The following is a 24,985-nucleotide window of genomic DNA, read 5'->3' as shown; positions in this document are numbered from 1 at the left end:
CCCACCCGAACTTTCTCCCTGGCTGGGGGGGTGTTTTTTTTTTATAACTGCCCGCCGCTGCGCTGCCCCCGACACCTCTCCCCCGATCAACGGGGGAGAGGAAGGGCTCCCTTCCGCAACCGTTGCGGAGGATGGGCAGCAGGTGAGGGGCAGCGCAAACGTCCGCAGGAGATTCAAACCCTGAAGCGCTGCCTTAGACCGATATGCGAGATTGATCCGAGCTGGCGCGCCAGCGCCACTTATGTCCAACACGGTACGAATCCGGCCGATGCAAAATCGTTACCTGCCCTATTTATTGACCTTGCCCAGCCTGTTTCTGGCCGCAGTCGTCATCTTCTGGCCGGTCTGGGACCTGATCCAGATATCGACGCATGATGTCAGCCGTTTTGGGCAGCTGCGGGACTTCAACGATTTCGCCAATTATTCCGCCTTCCTCGCCGATCCCGATTTCCTGGCGGCACTCTGGCGCACCGGCCTGTGGACCGTGCTGGTGGTCGGCGGCGCGCTGCTGTTGTCCGTCCCCGTGGCGATGATCCTCAACACCGATTTCTACGGCCGCGGCATTGCCCGCGTCATCATCATGCTGCCTTGGGCGGTGTCGCTGACGATGACGGCAGTGGTCTGGCGCTGGGCGCTCAACGGCGAAAGCGGGATGCTGAACTCGGCGCTGATCGGGCTTGGCCTGATCCATGAGAACATCCAGTGGCTGGCGCGCGCCGAGACGGCATTCCCGATGCAGGTGCTGATCGGCATATTGGTGACGGTACCGTTCACCACGACCATCTTCCTCGGCGGCCTGTCGTCGATCCCCGACGACCTCTACGAGGCGGCGGCCCTGGAGGGGGCGACGCCGCTGCAGCAGTTCCGCGAGATCACCTTTCCGCTGCTGAAGCCGTTCATCAACATCGCCATCGTCCTCAACACCATCTACGTCTTCAATTCCTTCCCGATCATCTGGGTGATGACGCAGGGCGGGCCGGCCAACTCGACCGACATATTGGTCACCCATCTCTACAAGCTGGCCTTCCGCATCGGCAAGCTGGGCGAAGCATCGGCGGTGTCGCTGCTGATGTTCGCCATCCTTTTGATCTTCACCATGATCTATGTGCGGCTTGCCATGCGGGAGCAGCGCACATGACGCCCAAGCTGAAGCGTACGATCATCGCCTGGCTGCTGCTTTCGCCGCTGCTCGTGGTGACCATCTTCCCCTTCGCGGTAATGTTTTTGACCGCGGTCAAGCCGCGGCAGGAGGTGCTGTCGCCGACCTGGTGGCCAAGCGAATTCCACTGGTCGAATTTTGCCGACATGTGGGTGGCGACCGGCTTTGGCCAGGCGCTGGCCAATTCGCTCTATGTCTCTGTTATCGCCACCGTCGGCGCCATCCTGATCTCGGTGCCGGCCGCCTATGCCATGTCGCGGTTTCGCTTTGCCGGCTATGGCGCCTTCCGCCAGTTCCTGCTGATCTCGCAGATGATCTCGCCGATCGTGCTGGTGCTCGGCCTGTTCCGGCTGATGGCGGCCTGGGGTCTGATCGAATCCACGACCGCGCTCGGCGTCATCTACATGGCTTTCAACGTCGCCTTCACCGTGTGGATGCTGCAAAGCTATTTCGACACCATCCCGCGCGATCTCGAGGAAGCAGCGTGGATGGAAGGCGCCGGCCGATGGCTGACCTTGCGAAAAGTGTTTCTGCCGCTTTGCCTGCCGGCAATAGCGGTGACCGCCATCTTCACCTTCATCAACGCATGGAATGAGTTCGTCGTCGCGCTCACAATGCTGCGCAGCCAGGAAAGTTACACGCTGCCTATCCAGGTGTTCTCGCTGGTCGCCGGCCGCTACACGATCGAATGGCACCATGTAATGGCGGCGACGCTGCTGGCGACGCTGCCGGTGGCAATCCTGTTCATCTGGCTGCAGCGCTATCTCGTCCGCGGGCTGGCGCTCGGGGCGGTCAAATAACGGCGCCATTCACAACGGAGCTTTCATGCGCATCTTCACCGCCTCGCTGGCGACCGAAACCAACACCTTCTCGCCGGTGCCGACCGACCGGGCGTCGTTCGAGATGGCGTTCTATGCCGGGCCGGGCAAGCATCCAGACACGCCGACCTTGTGCTCCTCGCCGATGGTCGCGCTGCGCCGGCGTGCGGCTGCCGAAGGGCTGACCGTCATCGAAGGCACCGCCACCTGGGCGGAGCCGGGCGGGCTGGTGCAGCGGCAGACCTATGAGTCGTTGCGCGACGAGATTCTCGGCCAGTTGAAGGCAGCCTTGCCGGTCGACGCCGTCATCCTCGGCCTGCACGGCGCCATGGTGGCGCAAGGCTATGACGATTGCGAAGGCGATCTGCTGGAACGGGTTCGCGCAATCGTCGGGCCCGACGTGGTGATCGCGGTCGAGCTCGACCCGCACAGTCATCTGACCCCAAAGCGCGTCGCGGCATGCAATGTCATGGCCTATTTCCTCGAATTCCCGCACACCGACTTCTATGAGCGCGGCGAACATGTCGTCGAGCTTGGATTGGCGGCGGCGCGCGACGAGATCAAGCCGGTGATCTCGACGTTCGACTGCCGCATGATCCAGGTGCTGCCGACCAGCCGCGAGCCGATGCGCTCCTTCGTCGACCGCATCAAGGCGCTGCACGGCAAGGACGGCGTGCTGTCGGTCTCGGTCATCCATGGCTTCATGGCGGCGGATGTGCCCGAAATGGGCACGCGCATCCTGGTCGTGACCGACAATGACAAGGCCAAGGGCGATGCGCTGGCGGAGAGGCTAGGGCGCGAGCTTTACGCCATCCGCGAAAGGACGGCGATGACGATGCTGAACACCGAGGACGGCATCGCGCGGGCACTGGCCGTGCGCAAGGGAAGCCCCGGCAAGCCGGTTGTGATTGCCGACATCTGGGACAATCCCGGCGGTGGCGTCGCCGGCGACGGCACCGTTGTGCTGCGCGCCATGCTGGAACAGGGCGTTGACAATTTTGGCGTGGCGACGATCTGGGACCCGATCGCTGTCACCTTTTGCCAGGCGGCAGGCGAAGGCGCCGTCATCGACCTGCGCTTCGGCGGCAAGGCCGGGCCGCTGGCCGGCGAACCGATCGATGCGCGCGTCAAGGTGTTGAAAGCCGTCCCCGAGGGCTGGCAGAGCTTCGGGCCGAGCCGGGTGACGCTCGGACCAACGGCGCTGGTGCGCATCGAGGGCACGGAGGTCGACATCATCCTCAACACCAACCGCACGCAGACCTTCGAGCCGGATATTTTCTCCAACATCGGCGTCGATCCGATGCGCAAGGACATATTGCTGATCAAGTCGACCAATCATTTCTACGCCGGCTTCGCACCGATCGCGGCGGAGATTATTTATGTTTCGGCGCCGAGCTCGTATCCGAGCAATCCGGCGGTGACGGATTACAAGAAGCTGACGCGGCCGGTCTGGCCAAGGGTGGCGGATCCTTGGCGCTATTGATCTCCCCACTTGAGGGGGAGATGTCGCCAAAGGCGACAGAGGGGGTCGCCTCGCGTGAAGCGCCGACCTTCATCTGCCGCAGGAGGTCGAGCCCAGTCGGACCGACCCCCTCTGGCCGCTTTGCGGCCATCTCCCCCTCGAGGGGGGAGATAAGCCGGCGCTATAGCAATCCCCGCTTCACCATCATCGCTTCCGGCGAAGGCATCTTGCCGCGGAACGCCGTGTACAGTTCCTCCGGATCCTTCGACCCGCCGGCGGCATAGATATTCTTCCGAAGCCGTTCCGCCAGCGCCGGGTTGAAGGGATCGCCGGTCTCCTCGAAGGCGGCGAAGGCGTCGGCGTCGAGCACTTCCGACCACATGTAGGAATAGTAGCCGGCTGAATAACCGTCGCCGGAGAAGATATGGCCGAAATGCGGGGTGCGATGACGCATGGCGATGGTGTCGGGCATATCAAGCTTTTCCAGCGTTTCGGCTTCGAAACGCAGCGGTTCCGCCGGCGCATCCGGCCGCGCGTGATACGCCATGTCGATCAGCGCCGACGCTGTGAACTCGACCGTGGCGAAACCTGCGCCGAACGTGCGGGCGGCCAGCATCTTGTCGAGCAGCGACTTCGGCATCGGCTTGCCGGTCTTAACATGCAGCGCATGCTTTTCCAGCACTGCGGGCACCGTCAGCCAGTGCTCGTAGAGCTGCGAAGGCAGTTCGACGAAATCGCGGGAAACCGAGGTGCCCGCCACCGACGGCCAGGTGACGTCGGTCAGCATGCCGTGCAAAGCATGGCCGAATTCGTGGAACAGGGTCTTGGCCTCATCGACCGACAGCAGCGCCGCTTCCCCCGCCGGCGGCTTGGCGAAGTTCATGATGTTGTAGATCACCGGCTTTGAGCCATCCCCAAGCTTGTAGCCAGACTTCAGCGCGCTCATCCAGGCGCCAGAACGCTTCGAGGATCGGGCGAAATAGTCGGCGAGGAACAGGCCGCGCTCGCTGCCATCGGCGTTCTTCACCACGAAGACGCGCGCGTCGGGATGCCAGGCGGCGATGCCCTTCTTCTCCTCGAAAGTGATGCCGAACAGTTTTGTGGCGACGTCGAAGCAGGCGTCGATGACCCGGTCGAGTTGCAGATAGGGTTTCAGTTCCGCCTCGTCGAAGTCGAATTTTTCGGCGCGCAATTTCTCCTGGTAGAAGCGCCAGTCCCAGGCGGCGAATTTTTCGTTGCTGCCTGCCTTGGTCGCCAGCCGCTCCAGCTCCTTCTGGTCGGCGGCGGCCTTCTCCAGCGCTTTCTCCCAGACCGGGTCGAGGAGGTCGTGCACCGCCTTCGGCGTCTTGGCCATGGTGTCGTCGAGCTTCAGCGCGGCGAACGAGGCATAGCCGAGCAGCCTGGCCTTTTCGGCGCGCAATTTCAGCATGTCGCGCACCACTGCGGTGTTGTCGCTGGCGCCGCCATTCTGGCCGCGCATGGTGAAGGCGCGGAAAGCGGTCTCGCGCAGATCGCGGCGTTCAGAAAAGGTCGTGAACGGCTCATAGATTGAGCGCGACAAAGTGACGGCGTAGCGGCCCTTCTGGCCGCGCGTCTCGGCGGCTTCGGCCATCGAACTCTTCACGAAGTCCGGAAGGCCGGCAAGATCAGCCTCGTCGAGGAACAGCGCCCAGTCGCGCTCGTCGGCCAGCACGTTCTGGCCGAAAGTGGTGCCGAGCGAGGACAGCTCCTCGCTGATGTTGGCCAGCCGCTTCTTGCCGTCGGCGTCGAGTTTTGCGCCCGATCGCACAAAGCCTTTCCAGGTCTTCTCCAGCACCCGCAGCGTCTCGGCGTCGAGTTTTAGCGTCTCCCGGCGCTGGTAGAGGTCGTCGATGCGGGCAAACAGTTTCTCGTTCATCGAGATCGCCGAGAAATGCCGCGACATCTTCGGCGAGATCTCACGCTCCAGCGCCTGGATCGCATCGTTGGTGTGGGCGCCGGCCCGGCACCAGAAGATCGACGAGACATGGTCTAGCGGCTCACCGGCGAGCTCGAGGGCTGCCAGCGTATTCTCGATGGTCGGCGCATCCTTGTTGCCGGCGATCGCATCGATTTCGGCCTCATGTGCCTTCAGCGCCACGTCGAACACCGAGGAGAAATCGTCGTCGCCGATGCTGGCAAAATCCGGCAGGCCGAGCGGCCCTTGCCATTTGGTCAGCGGATGGGCGGCGAGATCGACGGTTTTCGTGGACGGCATGGGGGATCTTTCGATGATTGGCGGAGCTTGCTGACCGATGTAGGGCGATGACTGGCGCGGCGCAACAGCGCGGCCGTTCAAGCCCGCGTCAGAAGCCGTCGCAATTTTCCGCGATCGCCGCTTGCGAACTGGCGGTGATGCGGTTGCCGGTGACGGCGAACGTTTCCTGCATCAGCATGTCATTGTTGGGGAAATCATAGCAGGCGATGACAGTGGTGACGCCGGCCTCGCTCTTTTCGACGCGATGCCGGATTGCGGCGCCGGCGACCGCGCCCTTCCATTCGTCGATCGACGCGATGAACTCCTGCTTCGACTGCACGACGCCGAGATCGTCGAGCTTGATGCGGACATCGTCGGCGAGCAGGTCCGACAATTCGGTGCGATCGGCGACCAGCAGCGCCGAATACCAGCGGTCGATAATGGCACCGTCATCGGAGCGGGCAGGGACGAGCGAAATCAGCAGCGCCGCTACGGCGAAAGCGATCGCAGGCCAAACCCGCATTCTTGCCTCCTCTTATTTGACCATGCCCTTATCCGAAAACCGGTTCCACTTTTCGGGATCATGGGTCTACGTCAAATCCGGCCGCTCGAAGTCGCCGGTGTCCTTGTTCATCACCCAGAGCTCGCCTGTCGAGATGTCGAACCAGGCGCCATGCAGCGACAGCCGCCCCTTGCCTTCGAGGATGGAGACGCAAGGGAAGGTCCTGAGATTGGCGATCGAATAGCGGATGGAAATCCGCTCCAGCGCCGTCTGCCGTTCGGTTGTCGTCATGAACGTGCTGGACGAAACGGTTTCGGCCGCCGGCGCGATCAGGCTCATCCATTTGCCGATGAAGTCGCCGGGCGACAGCGGCGCCGAATTGGTGTCGAGCGCGGCGCGGATGCCGCCGCAGCGGCCATGGCCCATCACTACGATGTTTTTCACTTTCAGGCTCTGCACGGCGAATTCGAGCGCGGCCGAGGTCGAGTGGAACTCGCCGTCCGGCGCATAGGGCGGCACCAGATTGCCGACATTGCGCAGGACGAACAGTTCGCCCGGACCGGCGTCGAAGATCGCCTCGGGGGCAGAGCGGGAATCGCAGCACGCAACGATCATGGTTTCGGGCGCCTGCCCTTCGCGGGCGAGCTCGCGATAGCGTCCGCTCTCGGTGAGATAGCGGCCATTCATGAAGTTGCGGTAGCCGGTCCAAAGATGTTCGGGGAGATGGGGCATGGGCTAGGGATGAAGCCTTTCGGGGTTAGCGACGGCAGCTCATTTCAAGTTAGAAAGGCTCTAACGGCAAATGCCCGTCGCGGGCAATGCCGAATTGCGGATGGCTTCGTCGCAAATCGCCATGCCGCACGCATGGCTCGCCGCTTGCCTCACGCCCAGATCGCCAGGGGAATGCCCAAACGGTCGGCAAGCGGCGGGTCGGGAAACGGCTTTGCCTCGCCGCCGGCAATGCGTCCGGCAATCAGCATCATCGCTGCGGCGTCGAGGAAATCGTCTGCGGCAGCACCGCGTGGCGGCAGCTGGTCAAGGAAAGCTCTGGTATAGCCGTGCCGGCAGAGCAGTGCCTTGCGCTCTTCCATCCCGGCAGGATTGACTGCGCCCTTGATCTTCTTCGGCAGCGTCATCGGTTTTTCGCCGTTCAGCCGGCAGAAGGCCACTTCGGGGTGCGATTCGAAGACGCGGCGGCGCAGTTCCGGACGCATAATCAGCAGCGCGTCGATCTCGCGGATCTTGGCAAAGATGCCGAAGGCCTGGATCGAGACGCCGCGTGGCGGATCGGAGGTCGCCCTGGCCACCTCGCTGGCGCGCCGATGCGCCTCGTACCAGGCCTCGACCGTGGTGAAGTCGCTGATGTCGGCGTAGAGGGCCGCGCGGGACGGGATAGAGAAGACGCTGGATTGCCGTGCTCCGAGCATTGGCCGTACCAAGGTCTCCGGCCCGCGCCCGCCTCTTTGCGAGACGTCCGGCAGGCCGATCGGCATGTCGACGGCCACTGTCGCATCGGCGGGCAAGGCGTCGAGCAGGGCCGCAAAGCTGGGAAAGACGCGGACTGACGGCGCGGCATCCAGATCGCGGCGGACGGCGATCCAGCCGGCCTTGCAGCCGTCTACGCCGACGACCACGGTCGAGGTCACGCCCGGCGGTCCCGCCCCGGATGCGTGAGGTGGCGCAGCTGCACCATCGCCATCGGATGCGACAGGCTCTGGGCATCGGTTTCAAGCTGCAACTCGTCGCCGCCACGCTTGGCGGTTCGCGCCAGGATTTCGTAGACGGCGGCGGTGGTCGATTGCAGCGCCTTGATCGGCGGCTGCCCCGACAGGATGCGGGCGAGGTAGACGGCCGCAGTCAGGTCGCCGAGGCCATTCGGCGGCTTGTCGATGAGGCGGTGTTCGGCCAGCAGCGCCTGGGTGCCGTCAAGCAGCAGATTGCCGGTGCCGCCGGTCATCATCGACTGTGCCGACGTCACCAGCATTGTTGACGGTCCGGCATGGAGGGCGGCCGAGATCACCGATTTCAGATCGGGCAAAGGCGCGCCGGCCATCCACTCCAGCTCATAGCGGTTGGGGGTGGCGATGTCGGCGATCGGCATCAGCCGGTCGCGCATCGCGGCGGCCGTCGGCTCGGGCACATAGAGCCCGCCGGAATCGCCCATCACCGGATCGCATATATAGATCGCTTCCGGCGTCTTGGCCTTGACTGCCGCAACCAGCGAGGCGACGGCCTCGGCCTGGCCGGCCTCGCCGAGATAGCCCGACAGCACCGCGCCCACCTCGCCCAGCCAGGGCGCGCGCTCGAGATCGGCCATCAGCGCCTTGAACTGGTCGAGCGGCGGCACGATGCGCGTGGCGCGGCCATGGCCCGGATGCCAGGGCAGGATGACCGTCGGTACCGCCCACACCGGAAAGCCCAGCGTCTCCAGCGCAAACACGGCGGCGCGGTTACCGACCGAGCCGCGGGCGACATGGCTGGAAATGACGATGACCGCGCGCGGCGCGTCGGCTTTTTCGCTGTTCATGGAAAATCCTAGATACGGATAATTTTTCGTTGAATCGTCATCCTGATCTATCTCTTTGGTTGGAGCATGATCTCCGGACAAAACGGTTCCCGCTTGTCCGAGAAAACCGGTTCCCACTTTTCAGGATCATGCTCTAGCTGCCCCGGGAGACGTAGTACACGAGCCAGATCAAAAGGCCGAGGGCGACGATGAGCCCAAGTGCGCGACCGATGCGGGTGCCCCAGACCTCGATCGGATCGGATCGGTCGGCCTCCGCTGCGGTAACATGATCGCGCGCGCCTTTCGCTGCCCGTGACACCAGCGATGCGCTGCCAAGGCCGCCCTCGTTCGCCACGCGCTCGATAATGCGGCGCGATTCGCTGTCACCGTCGCGGCCTTCCGCCATGGTCCTGTCCTGTTTGCCGGCAACCATACCGTGTTCGCGCGATCAATCACAGGGCCTCGCCGGCGCATGAATGCGCGCCAGCGGCAGACATTTTCTTGAGCGCGGATTGTGCTAATGCTTCACATGCAACTTCTGTCGAGGGACCTCACCATGTTTGCCCAGCGCCTTGCCTTCCCTTTCCGCAGTCTGCCGGCCGTGCTGATGATGGCCGTCGTGCTGCCTCTGCTCGCCGGCTGCGGCTTCAACACCATCCCGACGGCGGAGGAAAACGCCAAGGCGGCATGGAGCGAGGTGCTGAACCAGTATCAGCGTCGGTCCGACCTCATTCCCAATTTGGTCGAGACGGTGAAGGGCTATGCCTCGCATGAAAAGGACACGCTCGATGCGGTGGTCGAAGCGCGCGCCAAGGCGACGCAGATCACGGTGACGCCGGAAACGCTGAAGGACCCCGAAGCGCTCAAGAAGTTCCAGGATGCGCAATCAGGGCTGACCAGCGCGCTGTCGCGGCTGATCGCGGTGTCGGAGGCCTATCCCGACCTCAAGGCCAACCAGAATTTCCTGGCGCTGCAGGCGCAACTCGAAGGCACCGAGAACCGTATCGCCGTGGCGCGGCGCGACTACATCCTGGCGGTCAAGGATTACAATCTGACGCTGAGGACCTTTCCGTCGGTGCTATGGGCAACCTTCTGGTTCCGCAGCAACGAGCCCTTCGCCAACTTCACCGTCGAAGAAGACAAGATGCAGCCGCCGAAGGTCGATTTCGGCACGAAGCAGGGCGGGTGATGACGTCTGGGTGAGCTTGGCCTTTGCCAGCCTTGCGTTCCTTCACACCCCCCTCTGTCCTGCCGGACATCTCCCCCTCAAGGGGGGAGATCAGCTGTCTTCTGTCCTTGCGCCAAATATCAGCGTTGCCGGCTGAGCGTCGGCAGCGAGATTGCCAATCTCCCCCCTCGAGGGGGAGATGTCCGGCAGGACAGAGGGGGACGCGAAGGAACGCCAACCTTGGTGTTCTTCTCGCCTTTCTGGCCGTCTTCCTGCCCCTCACCGCCTTCGCCGCCGACCTCCCCGCGCTGACCGGCCGCGTCGTCGACAATGCCGGGATCATCGATGCAGGCACCAAAGCCGCGCTCACCCAGAAACTCGCCGACTTCGAGACCAGAGGCTCCGACCAGATCGTCGTCGCAACCATCCCCAGCCTCGACGGCGAGGAGATTGAGCCTTACGCCAACCGGCTGTTCCGCTTCTGGAAGCTCGGCCAGGCCAAGGAAAACAACGGCGTGCTGCTGCTGGTGGCGCCGAACGACCGCAAGATGCGCATCGAGGTCGGCTATGGGCTGGAAGGCACGCTGACCGATTTGCACACCAAGCTGATCATCGAAAACGACATGGTGCCGGCGTTCCGCGCCGGCGATTTCTCCGGGGGCATTTCCAAGGCCGTCGACGACATGGTGATGGTGCTGGAAGGCAATCCGGAGGAATTGGAGGCGCGCGGCGAGCGCAACCAGAAGCCGCCCATCAATACCGACAATCTGTTCTTCGGCGTCTTCATCAGCATCTGGGCAATCATCTTCTTCGGCAGCATGGCCGCCTCCATCCTGCCGCCGATCTTCGGCCAAAAACTCGGTCCCGGCCGCTATCGCTGGCTCGGCATGACATTCGAGCCGCACAAGCGGTCATCCAGCGGCGGCTGGTCTTCGGGCGGGGGCGGCTGGTCGTCGGGTTCAAGCGGTGGTGGCGGCTTTTCCGGCGGCGGCGGTTCGTCCGGCGGCGGCGGCTCCTCGGGAAGCTGGTGACGAGATGACAACACGCATCGCCAATCCCTGGCATGGCCGCTTCGCCACGATGACCGGCGCTGCCTTGCTGGTCTTGCTCGTCAGCTTCGCGGCGCTGGCGGCGGAACTGCCCGCCCTCACCGGTCGTGTCGTCGACAATGCAGGCATCATCGACGCTGCGACCGAGGCGGCGCTGACGCAGAAGCTGGCCGATTTCGAGACCAAAGGCTCCGACCAGATCGTCGTCGCGACGGTTCCCAGCCTCGACGGCGAGGAGATCGAGCCTTACGCCACCCGGCTGTTCAACGCTTGGAAGCTCGGCCAGAAGGCCAAGAACAATGGCGTGCTTCTGCTGGTGGCCGTGAACGACCGCAAGATGCGCATCGAGGTCGGCTACGGGCTGGAAGCCACGCTCACCAACCAGCACGCCACACGGATCATTGAAGGCATGGTGCCGGCCTTCCGCGCCGGGGATTTCTCCGGCGGTATTTCCAAAGCGGTCGACGACATGATCATGGTGATTGAGGACAGTCATGGTGGTTGAGGGGAACTGGTGACGGCATGACAGTACGCGTCTTCAATCCGCCAAGACCTGGCCGCGCAGCCGCGACGATCGGCATCGCCCTGTTGACGATGCTCACCATGCTGTTTGTAGCCTTGGCGGCAGACCTGCCGGCACTCACCGGGCGGGTGGTCGACAATGCCGGTATTATCGACGCCGCGACCAAGGCGGCACTGACGCAGAAGCTCGCGGATTTCGAGACCAAAGGCTCCGACCAGATCGTCGTCGCCACGATCAACAGCCTCGACGGCGAGGAGATCGAACCCTACGCCAACCGGCTGTTCCGCTTTTGGAAACTCGGCCAGGCCGGCGAAAACAACGGCGTGCTTCTGCTGGTGGCCAAGAACGACCACAAGATGCGCATCGAGGTCGGCTACGGGCTGGAAGGCACGCTGACCGATTTGCACACCAAACTGGTCATCGAAAACGACATGGTGCCGGCGTTCCGCGCCGGTGATTTCTCCGGCGGCATTTCCAAGGCCGTCGACGACATGGTCATGGTGCTGGAAGGCAACCCGGAAGAGCTGGAGGCGCGCGGCAAGCGCAACCCGGCCGACCGCAGCACGCCCATCGATCCCGTCGTCGCGGTCTTCCTGATCCTGTGGGCGGCGATGTTCTTCGGCGGCCTGGCGATGGCCTTCCTGCCGCCGATCTTCGGCACCAAGCTGTCGCCGGGCGTGTATAAATGGCTGGGCATGACCTTTCGCTACGGCCAGGGGCCGAGCGGATCGTCCTCGGGCTCCAGCAGCTGGACAACAAGTTCGTCGTCGGGCAGCGGATGGTCATCGGGAAGTTCGGGCAGCAGCTGGTCTTCGGGCTCAAGCAGCGGCGGCGGGTTTTCAGGCGGCGGCGGTTCGTCTGGCGGTGGCGGGTCTTCAGGGAGCTGGTGAGAGAAGATGGCAACACGACCGATCAGCCCACAGGACCATGAGCGCATCGCCACCGCGATCCGCGCGGCCGAGGCCAAAACCGACGGCGAGATCTACTGCGTCGTTGCGCATGCCAGCGACGGCTATTTCTTTCCCGCCGCCTTCATGGCGACATCAGGCATGCTGATTGCCAGCCTCGCCGTCGCTTATGGGCTGGAAGCCTGGTGGCTGTCGATCCGGCTGCCGCATTTCGTCATTGTCCAACTGCTGGCACTGGCCTCGGTGTTGGTGCTTTTGTGGGCGCTGCCGGGCTTGCGCATCCATCTGGTGCCGCGCCGGCAGCGTTATCAGGCGGCACATCACAATGCGCTCAGGCAGTTCCTCGCCCGCAATGTCCACCGCACCACGGCGCGCACCGGCGTGTTGGTCTTCGTGTCGATCGCCGAGCGTTATGCCGAAGTGGTCGCCGATTCGGGCATCGACAGCAAGGTCGGCCAGCATGTCTGGGACGGCGTGGTGCGCGATCTCCTGCAGCATGCCGGTGACGACCGGCTCGCCGACGGCTTCGTCAAGGCGATCGGGCAGGTCGGCGCGGTGCTGGCCGAGCATTTCCCGGTGACGTCGGGCGACGCCAATGAGCTGGACGATCATCTCGTCGAGATCTGAAGAGCCTGCACGCGCTACCCGGACGGACGCCTGACCGCGCCGGCTGGGCGCGTTTTCCAGGCAGGCTTTGCCCATTGTCAGCAGTGTCGCGATCGGCTGTGAGAAAGCGGTCGGCGGGCTGACCTCGAGTCTTGCAAATGGCCGATGCGGGTTTATGGTTAACAAATCATGAATACGCTGAGCATCGACATCAGGAAAGCCGAACCGCGCGACGCCGGCGCCATTGCCGACGTGCACCAGCTGGCCTGGGAGGGCGCCTATTCCGGCATCATCCCGCATCGCTCGCTGACCTCGATGATCAACCGCCGCGGCGCCGACTGGTGGGCCAATGCCATCCGCCGCGCCGCCACCGTTCTGGTGGTCGAGATCGGCGGCACCATCGCCGGCTATGCCACGATCGGCAAGAACCGCGCCCGCGAGCTGAAGCAACAGGGCGAAATCTACGAACTTTACCTGCGTCCGGAATATCAAGGCATCGGGCTCGGCAGCCGGCTGTTCAAGGCGGCGCGGGCGCGGCTTGCCGACCACGGGCTGAAGGGAATGGTGGTGTGGGCGCTGGAAGACAACCAGAACGCACTTTCCTTCTATGCCGGCGCGGGTGGCCGTGACGTCGCCGAAGGCGTCGAGGTTTTCGAGCAGAGGGCGCTCAAGAAGGTCGCCTTCGTCTGGGAATGACCGGCCTCGGTTACAAATCATCATAAACCGTGCGCTTCCGTTAGCGCTTCGCACCAATCGCCGCATTGCACCATGCCGCGCCGCCCGCTATCGATCTTGGACATCGAGAGAGGGATTTAAGCCATGCGAATCGAAGCCATTGCCATCGGAAAGAACCCGCCCGAGGACATCAACGTCATCATCGAGGTGCCGATCGGCGGCGAGCCGATCAAGTACGAGATGGACAAGGAGGCCGGCACGCTGTTCGTCGACCGTTTCCTGCATACGTCGATGCGCTACCCCGGCAATTACGGTTTCGTGCCGCACACGCTGTCGGGCGACGGCGACCCGATCGACGTGCTGGTCTGCAACACGCGCGCGCTGGTGCCGGGCTGCGTCATCAATGTGCGGCCGATCGGCGTGCTGGTGATGGAAGACAATGCCGGCCAGGACGAGAAGGTCATTGCCGTGCCCTCGCCGAAGCTGACGCTGCGCTACGAAAACGTCACCGAATACACGCAGCTGCCCGAGATCACCCGCGACCAGGTCCAGCACTTCTTCGAGCACTACAAGGATCTCGAGCCCGGCAAATGGGTCAAGATCGAAGGCTGGCACGATTCCAAATACGCCAAGAAGATGATCGTCGACGCGATCGCACGGGCGAAGGCGGCGAAGTAGCGCCGAGAGAGGCCTGCGTCTCGTTCAAGTAAGCGGCAAACGCCAGCGCGAGGCACCCCCCTCTGGCCTGCCGGCCATCTCCCCCTCAAGGGGGGAGATCGGATGTCGCAACGGCTTTCGTCAATTTTCAGCGCCGAAAGAAAAGCGCCGCCAGCGAAGCTGCCAATCTCCCCCCTTGAGGGGGAGATGCCCGGCAGGGCAGAGGGGGGTGCCTTGCACCCACGTGGCTAGTTATCCACCCGACCAAACGCCGGCACGTTGCCGATGACGGTGTGCTTGTCCTTGCCACAGGCGAAACTCTTCGCCTTTTCGTCCGCCAGCTTGCGCGCCTGGTCGTTGGCCTGAGGGTTGCCGGTGGCGAGCACGAGGCCGATGGTGCAGCCGTCGCGGGCTTCCATCTGGGCGACCTTGGCGACGAGCAGCACTTCGGTCGGCTTGTTCTCATCCTCGGGATTGCTGATCGAGCGGCGGTGGATCACCGCGAAGGGAACGGCAACGTCGCCCTTGGTCTCGATGCGCCATTCGACCTTGGCGCCGGACGAGTTGAAGCCGGAAAAGCTCTCCCAGACCGAGGTCATCTCGCCGCCGGGCGGAAACCCGTAGAATAGCGATTCACGCGCATCGTCGTAGGCGATCAGCACGGGATAGCCGCGATAGCCGGAGCAGGCGAGTTCGGCCCAGTCGCCGTCACCTTCCTCGGCCTGCGCATAGGTGACGCAATCCTTTTGCGAGTCGAGGTCGGTGTAGACGCTGGATATTCCGTCGGCATGGGCGGTTTGGGATAGGGCGGCGAGGGCGAATGGAACAAGCAGCAGGGTTCGCATGCGGACGTCTCCCGTGAAGTTCGCCCCAGCCTATCGCCAAATCTGCGGCCGGCCTAGCGTGCCAATCTCAACGTTGGCGCCACCCACATCGCCCTGCCGGGCAATTCTCCCCCTGAACGGGAGAAAGTGGCCGGCTGCGCCGCTGGCGACAACCTTGCAACGCTGGCAATTGGCGAAATCGTGATGAGAGCGTTCCTCGCCCCATTTCCGGGAAAGGATGCCGGCAGGTGAGGGTCGGCGCCAACGTTAGAAAATGCTATTTCTTCAAGCTCGCTTCGATCAGCAGGTCGGCGTTGCGGGCCACCGATTGCGCCGGGCCGCCGAGGCCGAAGAGCTGGCCGCTGATATAGGCGCCTTCGATCAACAGCAGCAGGCCGTCGCCGAGCGTGTCAGGGTCTTTAGCGCCCATCGCTGCGGCCATCGCGCGCAGGCGGTGGCGCAACTCCTGCTTGTTGGCCTCGCTGACGACGCGCGCCGGATGGCCATGTTCGGGATATTCCACCGCCGCGTTGGTCATGCCGCAGCCGCGATAGTCCGGCTTTTGCGTGCGCTTGCCGACGCGAGTCAGGAAAGCCCTGAGCTGTGCCCGCGGGTCGCCGGGATGGGCAGCCACGGCTTCGTCGAAACGCTCCCAGTACTCACGGTCATATTGCCTGAGATAGGAAGCGGCAAGCTCGTCCTTGGAGGGAAAGCTGCGGTAGAGGCTGGGCTTGGTGACGCCGGCGCGCTTGACGATCTCGTCGACGCCGATCGCCCGAATGCCGCGGCGGTAGAACAGGTCGTAGGCCACGTCGAGGATTTTCTTGGCAGCCTTGGGCGGTGCGGCTGCATGACCGTCCTTGATGGTCAGTTCAATATTTTTGTCCGTTGGCATGGTATGACTCGATTGACGTGTTACCGATCGGTACGTATACATGTCCTCACCCTGCAACGTACCGGTCAGTAACATGATAGCTCAATCCCGTCCCTTTGGCCAGCGCTACGCTTTCGTCGTGGTTGGCGTCATCTTCCTCTGCTTGTTGATCGCGGCCGGGCTTCGTTCCGCACCCTCGGTGATGATGCTGCCGTTGGATAAAAGCTTCGGCTGGGGGCGCGATACGGTTTCGATTGCCGCCGCGATCGGCATCTTCCTTTACGGCCTGACCGGGCCGTTTGCCGCCGCATTGATGGAGCGTATCGGCTTGCGCCGCACGCTGCTTGCCTCGCTTGTGATCATGTCGGGCTCGACCGCGCTCAGCCTGCTGATGACCGAGCCATGGCATCTGTTCCTCACCTGGGGCGTGTTTTCAGGTATCGGCTCCGGCGCGGTCGCCACCGTGCTCGGCGCCACCATCGTCAACCGCTGGTTCAAGACCAATCGCGGCTTGGTGATGGGGCTGATGTCGGCCTCCAGCGCCACCGGCCTCTTGGTGTTCCTGCCGCTGCTGGCATCGCTCGCCCAGTCGGGCGGCTGGCAGCCCGTCGCTACCGCCGTCTCGATCGCCACTGCCTGTCTTCTGCCGCTGGTCTGGCTGTTGGTTCCGGAGCGTCCCGCTTCGATCGGCATGGTGCGCTATGGCGCCGGGGCGGATGACGTGCCGCCGGTGTCGCCGGCATCGCAAGGCAATTTCCTGGCGCATACGCTCAACACGCTGCGCCGCGCTGCCGGCACCCGCGTCTTCTGGTATCTGTTCGCCACGTTCTTCATCTGCGGTTTCACCACCAACGGGCTGGTCGGCACGCATCTGATCTCCTTCTGCGGCGACATGGGCATCCCCGAGGTGCAGGCCGCGGGCCTGTTGTCGCTGATGGGCATTTTCGACCTGATCGGCACGACTTTGTCGGGTTGGCTCACCGACCGTTTCGACCCGCGCAAGCTGCTCGGCGTCTACTACGGCATTCGCGGCCTGGCGCTGATCTATCTGCCCTATTCCGGCTTCTCGGCGACCAGCCTGATCATCTTCGCCGTGCTCTACGGTCTGGACTGGATCGCCACCGTGCCGCCGACGCTCAGGCTCGCCAACGAGGCCTTCGGCGACCGCAGCGGCCCGATCGTGTTCGGCTGGATCGTCGCCGGCCACCAGGTGGGGGCCGCCACCGCCGCTGCCTTCGGCGGCACCATGCGCGAATTGCAGGGCAATTACGAACTGGCCTTCCTGATCGCCGGCTTGACGGCGATCGTGGCTGCGTGTCTGTCGCTGCTGATCAATACGAGCAGGCCGGCTTTCGATCCGGAGCCGCAAGCGGCGTAAGGCGCGGTACTAATCTCCCCCCTCAGGGGGGAGATGGCCGCGAAGCGGCCAGAGGGGGTCCGTGCGACCGGACTCAGCCTCTTGCGCATAGGAGGTCGGCGCTCCAAGCGAGGCGACCCCCTTCTGTCGCCTTCGGCGACATCTCCCCCCTCAAGGGCGGAGATCACCTGTCGATTGTTATCAAAGTTTCATCTTCCCGAGATGTGGCTGAAACATTGAAGCTGGAGCTTGCTGGCACCGTTCGAAGCCATCAGGAGACAGCCATGAACAAGATCTCGTTGACCCGCCGCGCTTTCGTCACCTCTGCCAGCGCCGCCGGTCTGCTCGGCGCATCGGGGCTCGCTTTGCCCTATTATTCGCGCGCCAGCCAGCGCCCGGCCTTCACCCATGGCGTCCAGTCCGGCGATGTCGATGCCTCGAGCGGCATGGTGTGGACGCGCACCGACCGGCCTTCGCGCGTCATGTTCGAAGTGTCGTCGACGGAAAACTTCGCCAATGCGACGCGGCTGGCGCCGCTCGATACCTCGCCGGCCAGCGACTTCACGGTCAAGCGCCTGCTCACCGACCTCGCCTCCGACCAGGATATCTTCTACCGGATGACTGCCGCCGACCTGTCGGATATCAACGCCGTTTCCGAACCGATCGTCGGCCGTTTCCGCACAGCACCCGCCTCGAAGCGCGACATAAAATTCGCCTGGTCGGGCGACACGGCCGGCCAGGGCTGGGGAATCGATGAGACCGGCATGAAAACCTACGCCACCATCGCCAGGCACACGCCGGATTTCTTCCTGCATTCCGGCGACACCATCTATGCCGATGGCGCCATGAAGGACGAGGTAGACCTGCCTGGCGGCGGCAAGTGGAAAAACGTCGTCCTGATCGACGGCAAGCGCAAGGTGGCCGAGACGCTGGATGAGTACCGCGACCAGTGGAAATACAACATGATGGACAAAAACGTTCTGGCCTTGAGCGCCATCTGCCCGACCTTCTACCAGTGGGACGATCACGAGGTGCTGAACAACTGGTCGGATTCGAAGAATCTCGGCGCCGACAGCCGCTACACCGAAAAATCCGTCCATGTGCTCGCGGCGCGTGCGGCGCGCGCCTTCCATGAGATGACGACGATCCGCTACGAGCCGTCCGAGCCCGGCCGCGTCTACCGCAAGATCGCGCATGGGCCGCTGCTCGACGTGTTCTTCCTCGACATGCGCTCCTATCGCGGCCCGAACGGCCCCGACATGCAGGAGGACATGACGCCGCAGTCACGCATGCTGGGCGAACAGCAGACGAAATGGCTGAAGCGCGAGCTGACGAATTCCAGGGCGACCTGGAAGATCATTGCCGCCGACATGCCGCTCGGCCTCGTCGTCTGGGACGACGGCGCCAAGAAGGTCGGCGCGGAAGCCATCAGCAATGGCGACAATGGCCTGCCCAAAGGCCGCGAGCTCGAGATCGCCGACCTGTTGCGCTACATCAAGACTGCCGGCATCACCAACACGGTCTGGTTGACCGCCGATGTCCACTACACGGCGGCGCACTATTACAACCCCGACAAGGCGCGGTTCCAGGATTTCAATCCTTTCTGGGAATTCGTCTCGGGCCCGATCCACGCCGGTACCTTCGGTCCCAATGATTTCGACATGACCTTCGGCCCGGAGCTGAAATTCATCAAGGCGCCGACCACCGAACAGGGCCAGAACCTGCCACCCTCGGCCGGCCTGCAGTTCTTTGGCCTGGTGGGCATTTCAGGGGCGACAGAGCAGCTGACCGTGCGGCTGATGGATCGCGACGACATCGAGCTTTACAAGGTGACGCTCGATCCGGTGCGGTCGGCGTAAGCCTTTGGGTCGGTGCGAAGGATCGCTATGCCTCGAATGGGCAGCCGTCAGTCCGAGTAGCAAACCGTCGGAATCTTCGGCCACACCGCGCTGTCGCAGCCTGCAACCTGCTGCCTCTGCTTGAAAGAGGCGCTGACCGGGCCGGTGACCACGGGGTCGACGCCATCAGGGGCGTCGGCAAACATCTGCTCGGCCGTCCGGTCGGACGACGAAGCCGGATTGGCTTCCTTCACCGTGGCGGCCGATTGAGCGGCATTGGCCGCCAGCACGGCAGCGAATGCGACCGAAGCGATGAGGGGCCAAAATCGGTTGAGTTTGTCGGTCATGAATTTCGAACTACCCGGGCCCAGAAAGGTTCCCGCCTTGGTTAACAAAACCATCTCACACCGAGATGCTTAAGATTTGATGAGTATTTGGTGGTGCGCCTCCTCTTTCGCAATTGCGAAAAACCCTGTATGAGCCGCGCAACCGAAAGAGGCGGCGCCTTTTGGCCTGCTGCCTGCAACGCTCCCGAGACCACAAAATGAAAATTCGTAATATCGCGATCATCGCGCACGTCGACCATGGAAAAACCACCCTCGTCGACCAATTGCTGCGGCAATCCGGTTCCTTCCGCGACAATCAGCGCGTCGCCGAGCGCGCCATGGATTCCAACGACCTCGAAAAGGAACGCGGCATCACCATCCTGGCCAAGGCGACCTCGGTCGACTGGAAGGACACCCGCATTAACATCGTCGACACACCCGGCCACGCCGATTTCGGCGGTGAGGTCGAGCGCATCCTGTCGATGGTGGATTCGGCGATCGTGCTGGTCGACGCCGCCGAAGGCCCCATGCCGCAGACCAAGTTCGTCGTCGGCAAGGCGCTCAAGGTCGGCCTGAAGCCGATCGTCGTCATCAACAAGATCGACCGTCCGGACGCCCGCCACGTCGAAGTGGTCAACGAGGTGTTCGACCTGTTTGCAGCGCTTGACGCCACCGACGAGCAGCTCGACTTCCCGATCCTCTACGGTTCTGGCCGCGATGGCTGGGTCTCGGAAAATCCGGAAGGCCCGAAGGACCAGGGCCTGGCGCCGCTGTTCGACCTCGTCATCAAGCATGTGCCGGAGCCGACCGTTCATCCCGGCCCGTTCCGCATGATCGGCACCATCCTGGAAGCCAATCCGTTCCTCGGCCGCATCATTACCGGCCGTATCGAGAGCGGCACGCTGAAGTCCAACCAGGCGGTCAAGGTGCTCCACCATGACGGCACGCAGATCGAAACCGGGCGCATCTCCAAGATCCTCGCGTTCCGTGGCCTCGAGCGCCAGCCGATCGAAGAGGCGCAGGCGGGTGACATCGTGGCAATTGCCGGCCTGTCGAAGGGCACTGTCGCCGACACGTTCTGCGACCTGGCGGTGACCGAGGCGTTGCATGCGCAACCGATCGATCCGCCGACCGTGACCATGTCTTTCCTGGTCAATGATTCGCCGCTCGCCGGCACTGAAGGCGACAAGGTGACCAGCCGCGTCATCCGCGACCGCCTGCTGCGAGAAGCCGAAGGCAATGTCGCGCTCAAGATCGAGGAATCGCCCGACAAGGATTCGTTCTTCGTTTCCGGCCGCGGCGAATTGCAGCTGGCCGTGCTGATCGAGACGATGCGCCGCGAAGGCTTTGAAATCGCCGTGTCGCGTCCGCGCGTCGTCATGCAGAAGGGCGAGAACGGTGAATTGCTGGAGCCGGTCGAGGAAGTCGTCATCGACGTCGACGAGGAGCACGCCGGCATCGTCGTGCAGAAGATGTCGGAGCGCAAGGCCGAGATGGTCGAGCTGCGGCCTTCGGGCGGCAACCGTCAGCGCATCGTCTTCCACGCGCCGACGCGCGGACTGATCGGCTACCAGTCGGAACTGTTGACCGACACGCGCGGCACCGCCGTGATGAACCGGCTGTTCCACGCCTACCAGCCCTACAAGGGCGAACTGCCGGGCCGCACCAACGGCGTGCTGATCTCCAACGAACAGGGCGAGGCAGTGGCCTATGCCATGTGGAACCTCGAAGACCGCGGCCCGATGGTCATCGACCCGGGCGTCAAGGTCTATCAGGGCATGATCATCGGCATCCATAGCCGTGACAACGACCTCGAAGTGAACGTGCTGAAGGGCAAGAAGCTGACCAACATCCGCGCCGCCGGCAAGGACGAGGCGGTGAAGCTGACGCCGCCGATCCGCATGACGCTGGAGCGCGCGCTGGCCTGGATCCAGGACGACGAGCTGGTCGAGGTGACGCCGAAGACCATCCGCCTGCGCAAGCTCTATCTCGACCCGAACGAGCGCAAGCGCTTCGAGAAGTCGGCCAAGGTTGTGGGCGCGGCGTAATCGTCTGATTGTCTAAATTCGAGAGGGGCGAAGCACCGGTGCTTCGCCCCTCTTGTCATTCACCCACGGCAGCCGAAATGATGGCTTCACGATCCGGCTCGTCGGCCAGGTCAATGCGAATCGCCGTGCCGTCGCGGGCCGGCTTGCGCAAAGCTCTGGCGCCTTCGGGAACAACAACCAGCAATCGTTTCTCCTCCAGCGCCTGAAGCCTTGATCGGGAGATGCCGAGTTCGCCGGCGAGCAGACGGTCGAGCCGCAGCGATGTCGGCATTTCCAGCCCAAGCCTGATTTCAAGCGTCGTTGCGCCCCTCTCGCCGAGGCTTCGCTTTTGAACCGCGACATCCGAAAATTCCTCGACGCGGCCGACCCGGTTTCGCAACGCCACGACATCGAAGGCATGGCGGCGGGCGAGGGCCGGATCGTTGCTTTCGAGCGCTGCCAGCAGCGCGGGTTCGATGTCGCGGCGGTTGCAGCGTTCGAAAATGCCGCAATTCCACGAATTGTCGCAGTCGATGCAGCGATAGATCAGCCACACGTCGATTCGCTTGCCATTGGCGTTGACGCGGAATTTGTCGCTGCAGCGATAGGCTTTCACGGCGCCGCAGCGGTTGCAGTGGATCAGAGGTCGAGGCGCGATTTCGGGCGTGATTGCCCAGTGGATAGCGAGATGTTGGGACAAGCCGGAAGACCTTCCAGTGTGGAAGTTCTTCAGGTCGGCAATGGCGAGATGCCCATGCGGGCACGGCGTGGCGAGAGCTAGCTATGTCGGAAATCAGCTGTCACGGGCGGCAAAGCGCGCGAGACAACGGTTCAGCAGTGCCAAACCGGTCTCGAACCGCCGCCTGAGGAACACGTGAAATGGAGCAGGCACCGCTTAATGCGGCGCCCTGCCAAGCGTGATCAGGGGAGTTGGCGAGACCGGCGGTTACTGAGGCAAAATGAAGCTCGAAATGAATGTCGGGACGGTTCTTCTAGCGGCAAGATGCCGAGCGGGCAAGGTTCATAGGGTGTCTCGCCCTGCTCAGGCGAAGGCGATCTGTACCTTCATCGATTTGTTGCGGTCGCCGGCGATCTCGAAAGCCGCAACCGCCTCGTCCATCGGATAGATGCCGGTCAGCAGCGGCTTAACGTCGACGCGACGGTTGTTGATCAGATCGACGGCCAGCGCGAACTCGTCGTGGAAACGGAAGGAGCCGCGCATTTCGATCTCCTTGGCGACGATGAGATTCTGAGGCAGCGACATGTCGCCGCCTAGGCCGAGCTGCACGAGCACCCCGCGCGGCTTCAGCACATCGAGCCCGGCTCGCACCGCGCGCTCATTGCCGGAGCATTCGAACATGACGTCGAAACTGCCCTTCTCGACATTGTAGCCAGCGAGCTTGTCGGCATCTGTGGCGACATTGATGGTGCGGTCGGCGCCGATCTCGTTGGCCTTGGCCAGAACCGCGTCCATGACATCGGTGACGACGATCTCACGCGCGCCGTGGACACGTGCGGCAAGGATGCTGAGCGCACCGATCGGCCCGCAGCCGGTGACCAAGACCCGCTTGCCGAGCAGCGAGCCGGCGCGGTTGACGGCATGCAGCGTTACCGCGAACGGCTCGGCAAAGGCGGCTTCGTTGATGGAGACATAATCGGCGATCTTGTGGCACTGCCAAGCCTCGGCGACGAGGCGCTGGCGGAAGGCCCCCTGTATGTGCGGCATCGGCATGGCGCTGCCGTAGAATCGCATGTCGAGGCATTGGTTCTGCACGCCCTGCAGGCAGTAGCGGCACGCATTGCAGGGCCGGCTGGGCGAAATCGCGACGCGGTCGCCGACCACGAGGCTGGAGACGCCGGCGCCAAGCGCCTTCACCGTGCCGGCGACCTCATGTCCGAGGATCATCGGCTCGCGCAGGCGCACCACGCCGAAGCCGCCATGGTTGTAGTAGTGCAGGTCCGAGCCGCAGATGCCGCCGGCCTCGACCGATATTTCGACCTGTCCGGCGCCAGGCGCGCCCGAATCGGTCTCTTCGATGCGCGGGTCTTTTGCGGCGTGGATGACGATTGATTTCACGGCCGCGATCCTTTCTCAAACCGCTGGCACGGGCAAGTCCGATCTCCGAAATGTGTCGCGTTCGTTGGCCCATCAGGCAGAGGGGTGCCAAATTGACGCCGACCGGATATCATTTGCCATCCAACGAAGGCTCCGCCATGCACCTCACCTCGCTGCTGATCTTCGCCGCCGCTCTCTTCGTTGCCGCCGGCTCGCCCGGCCCATCGATCGCCGCACTGGTTGCCCGCGTCATCTCGAAGGGCTTTCGTGACGTGTTTCCGTTCCTGCTCGCCATGTGGATCGGCGAGGCCATCTGGCTGTCGCTGGCGGTGTTCGGGCTGGCGGTCGTGGCGCAGACCTTCCATTTCGCCTTCGTCGTCGTGAAATGGATCGGCGTCGCTTACCTCGCCTACCTCGCCTTCAAGATGTGGACCGCACCTGTCGACGCAAAAGAAGGCGAGATGCCGCGCGAGGATTCGCCGGCAAAACTGTTCTTTGCCGGCATGGCGGTGACGCTCGGCAATCCCAAGATCATGATGTTCTATCTGGCGCTGCTGCCGACGATCATCGACCTCGCTTCGGTGAGTGTCATCGGCTGGGTCGAACTGACGGCGACGATGGCGGTGGTTCTGATCGCCATCGATCTCGCCTGGGTCGTCGCGGCCTCACAGGCGCGCAAACTGCTGAAGAGCAAGCGCGCCATGAAGATCGCCAACCGCATCAGCGCCACGACGATGGCCGGCGCTGCCGGGGCCATCGCGGCGCGTTGACCTCTCCTGCGAGGAGAAGGAAACTTTCACCTCGCCATGGCGTGGTATTCGTCGTTCGGCCGCATGTCGATGGCCGCCGCCACGCGGTTCGACATGTTGAAGAAGGCGGCGGTCGAGGCGATGTCCCAGATGTCGCGGTTGGTGAAGCCGGCGTTGCGCAGTGCTGCCCTGTCCGCCTCGACGATCTTTGCCGGCTCTTCCGTCAGCTTGACGGCGAATTCGAGCATCGCCGTCTGCTTCGGTGAAAGATCGGCGGCGCGGAAATTCATCACCATCATCTCGCCGAAGGACGGGTCGCCGGAGAGCTGGCGCACCGCCGCGCCATGCGCCGTCAGGCAATAATAGCAATGGTTGATCGATGAGACGACGACCGCGATCATCTCCCGTTCCAGCTTCGACAGGCCGGATTCACCCAGCATCAGATCATTGTATGTGTCGGTGAAGGCGCGCAGCTTCTTCTCGTCGAAGGCATAGGCAAGAAGCACGTTGGGAACCAGGCCGAGCTTTTCCTCGCATTTGGCGAAATAGGCTTTTGTCGCCTCGCTCAGTTCCGCGATACCGAGGTCAAGTGCGCTGATTTTGCCGGACATGGGTCTCCCTCCTGGTTCACCGCCGCCTGACCGTCGAATTCCTGTAATTCTTATCGAGCCGTCAAACCTTTGTCG

Annotated in this window: 25 protein-coding genes and 1 pseudogene; 14 read left to right on the top strand and 12 right to left on the bottom strand. The window is 63.3% G+C overall.

Annotated features, from left to right (window positions below):
- Positions 1–268 precede the first annotated feature (268 nt).
- Genes NKJ75_RS16505 through NKJ75_RS16495 form a run of 3 tightly spaced genes read left to right on the top strand, consistent with a single transcriptional unit; the run spans position 269 to position 3,460 of the window.
- A complete protein-coding gene (locus NKJ75_RS16505) occupies positions 269–1,138 on the top strand; it encodes a carbohydrate ABC transporter permease (RefSeq protein WP_023745368.1) in 870 nt (289 codons plus the stop codon).
- Entirely contained in the window at positions 1,135–1,959 is an 825-nt protein-coding gene (locus NKJ75_RS16500; protein WP_023668609.1) for a carbohydrate ABC transporter permease, read from the top strand. The genes NKJ75_RS16505 and NKJ75_RS16500 overlap by 4 nt, the downstream gene beginning before the upstream one ends.
- A 25-nt stretch (positions 1,960–1,984) precedes the next feature.
- Positions 1,985–3,460: a M81 family metallopeptidase gene (locus tag NKJ75_RS16495; RefSeq protein ID WP_352499958.1), complete on the top strand. Its 1,476-nt coding sequence runs from the start codon at positions 1,985–1,987 to the stop codon at positions 3,458–3,460.
- Positions 3,461–3,620: 160 nt separating this feature from the next.
- Here the strand turns inward: NKJ75_RS16495 and NKJ75_RS16490 are convergent, their stop codons facing one another.
- The 6 genes from NKJ75_RS16490 to NKJ75_RS16465 form a co-directional block, all read right to left on the bottom strand.
- Positions 3,621–5,675 (bottom strand): M3 family metallopeptidase, encoded by a 2,055-nt coding sequence (locus tag NKJ75_RS16490; RefSeq protein ID WP_352499957.1) that lies wholly within the window; start codon positions 5,673–5,675, stop codon positions 3,621–3,623.
- Between the two features lie 88 nt (positions 5,676–5,763).
- Positions 5,764–6,177 carry a hypothetical protein gene (locus tag NKJ75_RS16485; protein ID WP_023688839.1) on the bottom strand — a complete coding sequence of 138 codons (414 nt, stop codon included), beginning with the start codon at positions 6,175–6,177 and terminating at the stop codon, positions 5,764–5,766.
- 66 nt (positions 6,178–6,243) lie between these two features.
- The gene (locus NKJ75_RS16480; RefSeq protein ID WP_023668613.1) at positions 6,244–6,888 is read right to left on the bottom strand and encodes a carbonic anhydrase; all 645 of its coding nucleotides are present in this window, start codon (positions 6,886–6,888) and stop codon (positions 6,244–6,246) included.
- A 149-nt stretch (positions 6,889–7,037) separates the two neighbouring features.
- Positions 7,038–7,802 (bottom strand): DUF429 domain-containing protein, encoded by a 765-nt coding sequence (locus NKJ75_RS16475; RefSeq protein ID WP_352499956.1) that lies wholly within the window; start codon positions 7,800–7,802, stop codon positions 7,038–7,040.
- Positions 7,799–8,683 (bottom strand): pyridoxal kinase PdxY, encoded by an 885-nt coding sequence (pdxY, locus tag NKJ75_RS16470; RefSeq protein ID WP_352499955.1) that lies wholly within the window; start codon positions 8,681–8,683, stop codon positions 7,799–7,801. The genes NKJ75_RS16475 and pdxY overlap by 4 nt, the downstream gene beginning before the upstream one ends.
- Before the next feature lie 133 nt (positions 8,684–8,816).
- Positions 8,817–9,068 (bottom strand): hypothetical protein, encoded by a 252-nt coding sequence (locus NKJ75_RS16465; RefSeq protein WP_023737933.1) that lies wholly within the window; start codon positions 9,066–9,068, stop codon positions 8,817–8,819.
- A 150-nt stretch (positions 9,069–9,218) separates the two neighbouring features.
- Between NKJ75_RS16465 and NKJ75_RS16460 the strand changes: the two genes are divergently transcribed.
- The 7 genes and pseudogenes from NKJ75_RS16460 (at position 9,219) to ppa (ending at position 14,269) form a co-directional block, all read left to right on the top strand.
- Positions 9,219–9,851 (top strand): LemA family protein, encoded by a 633-nt coding sequence (locus tag NKJ75_RS16460; protein ID WP_023681434.1) that lies wholly within the window; start codon positions 9,219–9,221, stop codon positions 9,849–9,851.
- A 239-nt stretch (positions 9,852–10,090) separates the two neighbouring features.
- On the top strand, positions 10,091–10,861 hold the full coding sequence (locus NKJ75_RS16455) for a TPM domain-containing protein (RefSeq protein WP_198018627.1): 771 nt from the start codon (positions 10,091–10,093) through the stop codon (positions 10,859–10,861).
- 49 nt (positions 10,862–10,910) lie between these two features.
- Positions 10,911–11,366, top strand: a pseudogene (locus NKJ75_RS16450) (TPM domain-containing protein); the annotation flags it as partial.
- Between the two features lie 35 nt (positions 11,367–11,401).
- On the top strand, positions 11,402–12,292 hold the full coding sequence (locus tag NKJ75_RS16445) for a TPM domain-containing protein (RefSeq protein ID WP_023806400.1): 891 nt from the start codon (positions 11,402–11,404) through the stop codon (positions 12,290–12,292).
- 6 nt (positions 12,293–12,298) lie between these two features.
- Positions 12,299–12,937: a TPM domain-containing protein gene (locus NKJ75_RS16440; RefSeq protein WP_023668621.1), complete on the top strand. Its 639-nt coding sequence runs from the start codon at positions 12,299–12,301 to the stop codon at positions 12,935–12,937.
- Positions 12,938–13,105: 168 nt separating this feature from the next.
- On the top strand, positions 13,106–13,612 hold the full coding sequence (locus NKJ75_RS16435; protein WP_023732945.1) for a GNAT family N-acetyltransferase: 507 nt from the start codon (positions 13,106–13,108) through the stop codon (positions 13,610–13,612).
- Positions 13,613–13,735: 123 nt separating this feature from the next.
- The gene (ppa, locus tag NKJ75_RS16430; protein ID WP_023668623.1) at positions 13,736–14,269 is read left to right on the top strand and encodes an inorganic diphosphatase; all 534 of its coding nucleotides are present in this window, start codon (positions 13,736–13,738) and stop codon (positions 14,267–14,269) included.
- 227 nt (positions 14,270–14,496) lie between these two features.
- Here ppa and NKJ75_RS16425 read toward each other — a convergent pair whose 3' ends face one another.
- Both NKJ75_RS16425 and NKJ75_RS16420 read right to left on the bottom strand, forming a co-directional pair.
- The gene (locus NKJ75_RS16425; protein ID WP_023693212.1) at positions 14,497–15,093 is read right to left on the bottom strand and encodes a hypothetical protein; all 597 of its coding nucleotides are present in this window, start codon (positions 15,091–15,093) and stop codon (positions 14,497–14,499) included.
- Positions 15,094–15,349: 256 nt separating this feature from the next.
- On the bottom strand, positions 15,350–15,967 hold the full coding sequence (locus NKJ75_RS16420) for a TetR/AcrR family transcriptional regulator (protein ID WP_352499954.1): 618 nt from the start codon (positions 15,965–15,967) through the stop codon (positions 15,350–15,352).
- A gap of 73 nt (positions 15,968–16,040) precedes the next feature.
- Between NKJ75_RS16420 and NKJ75_RS16415 the strand changes: the two genes are divergently transcribed.
- Together NKJ75_RS16415 and NKJ75_RS16410 are read left to right on the top strand one after the other, a co-directional pair.
- A complete protein-coding gene (locus tag NKJ75_RS16415) occupies positions 16,041–17,324 on the top strand; it encodes an MFS transporter (protein ID WP_031199478.1) in 1,284 nt (427 codons plus the stop codon).
- A 263-nt stretch (positions 17,325–17,587) separates the two neighbouring features.
- Entirely contained in the window at positions 17,588–19,162 is a 1,575-nt protein-coding gene (locus NKJ75_RS16410) for an alkaline phosphatase D family protein (RefSeq protein ID WP_352499953.1), read from the top strand.
- A gap of 47 nt (positions 19,163–19,209) precedes the next feature.
- Here NKJ75_RS16410 and NKJ75_RS16405 read toward each other — a convergent pair whose 3' ends face one another.
- Positions 19,210–19,488 carry a hypothetical protein gene (locus NKJ75_RS16405; RefSeq protein WP_032891500.1) on the bottom strand — a complete coding sequence of 93 codons (279 nt, stop codon included), beginning with the start codon at positions 19,486–19,488 and terminating at the stop codon, positions 19,210–19,212.
- Between the two features lie 197 nt (positions 19,489–19,685).
- On the opposite strand from NKJ75_RS16405, the gene typA reads away from it, so the two are divergent.
- On the top strand, positions 19,686–21,515 hold the full coding sequence (gene typA / locus NKJ75_RS16400; RefSeq protein ID WP_023681424.1) for a translational GTPase TypA: 1,830 nt from the start codon (positions 19,686–19,688) through the stop codon (positions 21,513–21,515).
- A gap of 55 nt (positions 21,516–21,570) precedes the next feature.
- Here the strand turns inward: typA and NKJ75_RS16395 are convergent, their stop codons facing one another.
- Both NKJ75_RS16395 and NKJ75_RS16390 read right to left on the bottom strand, forming a co-directional pair.
- Positions 21,571–22,194: a DUF1062 domain-containing protein gene (locus tag NKJ75_RS16395; protein ID WP_352499952.1), complete on the bottom strand. Its 624-nt coding sequence runs from the start codon at positions 22,192–22,194 to the stop codon at positions 21,571–21,573.
- Positions 22,195–22,536: 342 nt separating this feature from the next.
- Complete coding sequence (locus NKJ75_RS16390) at positions 22,537–23,571, bottom strand: L-idonate 5-dehydrogenase (protein WP_352499951.1); 1,035 nt, start codon at positions 23,569–23,571, stop codon at positions 22,537–22,539.
- 137 nt (positions 23,572–23,708) lie between these two features.
- Between NKJ75_RS16390 and NKJ75_RS16385 the strand changes: the two genes are divergently transcribed.
- Complete coding sequence (locus NKJ75_RS16385; RefSeq protein ID WP_023688853.1) at positions 23,709–24,320, top strand: LysE family translocator; 612 nt, start codon at positions 23,709–23,711, stop codon at positions 24,318–24,320.
- A 26-nt stretch (positions 24,321–24,346) separates the two neighbouring features.
- On the opposite strand, the gene NKJ75_RS16380 is transcribed toward NKJ75_RS16385, so the two are convergent.
- Positions 24,347–24,910, bottom strand: a complete 564-nt coding sequence (locus tag NKJ75_RS16380) for a peroxidase-related enzyme (RefSeq protein ID WP_023688854.1) — start codon at positions 24,908–24,910, stop codon at positions 24,347–24,349.
- Positions 24,911–24,985: the final 75 nt, after the last annotated feature.

It is taken from the genome of Mesorhizobium sp. M0058, assembly GCF_040323095.1.
Taxonomy (GTDB): domain Bacteria; phylum Pseudomonadota; class Alphaproteobacteria; order Rhizobiales; family Rhizobiaceae; genus Mesorhizobium.
This window is presented reverse-complemented; position numbering and strand designations above follow the sequence as displayed.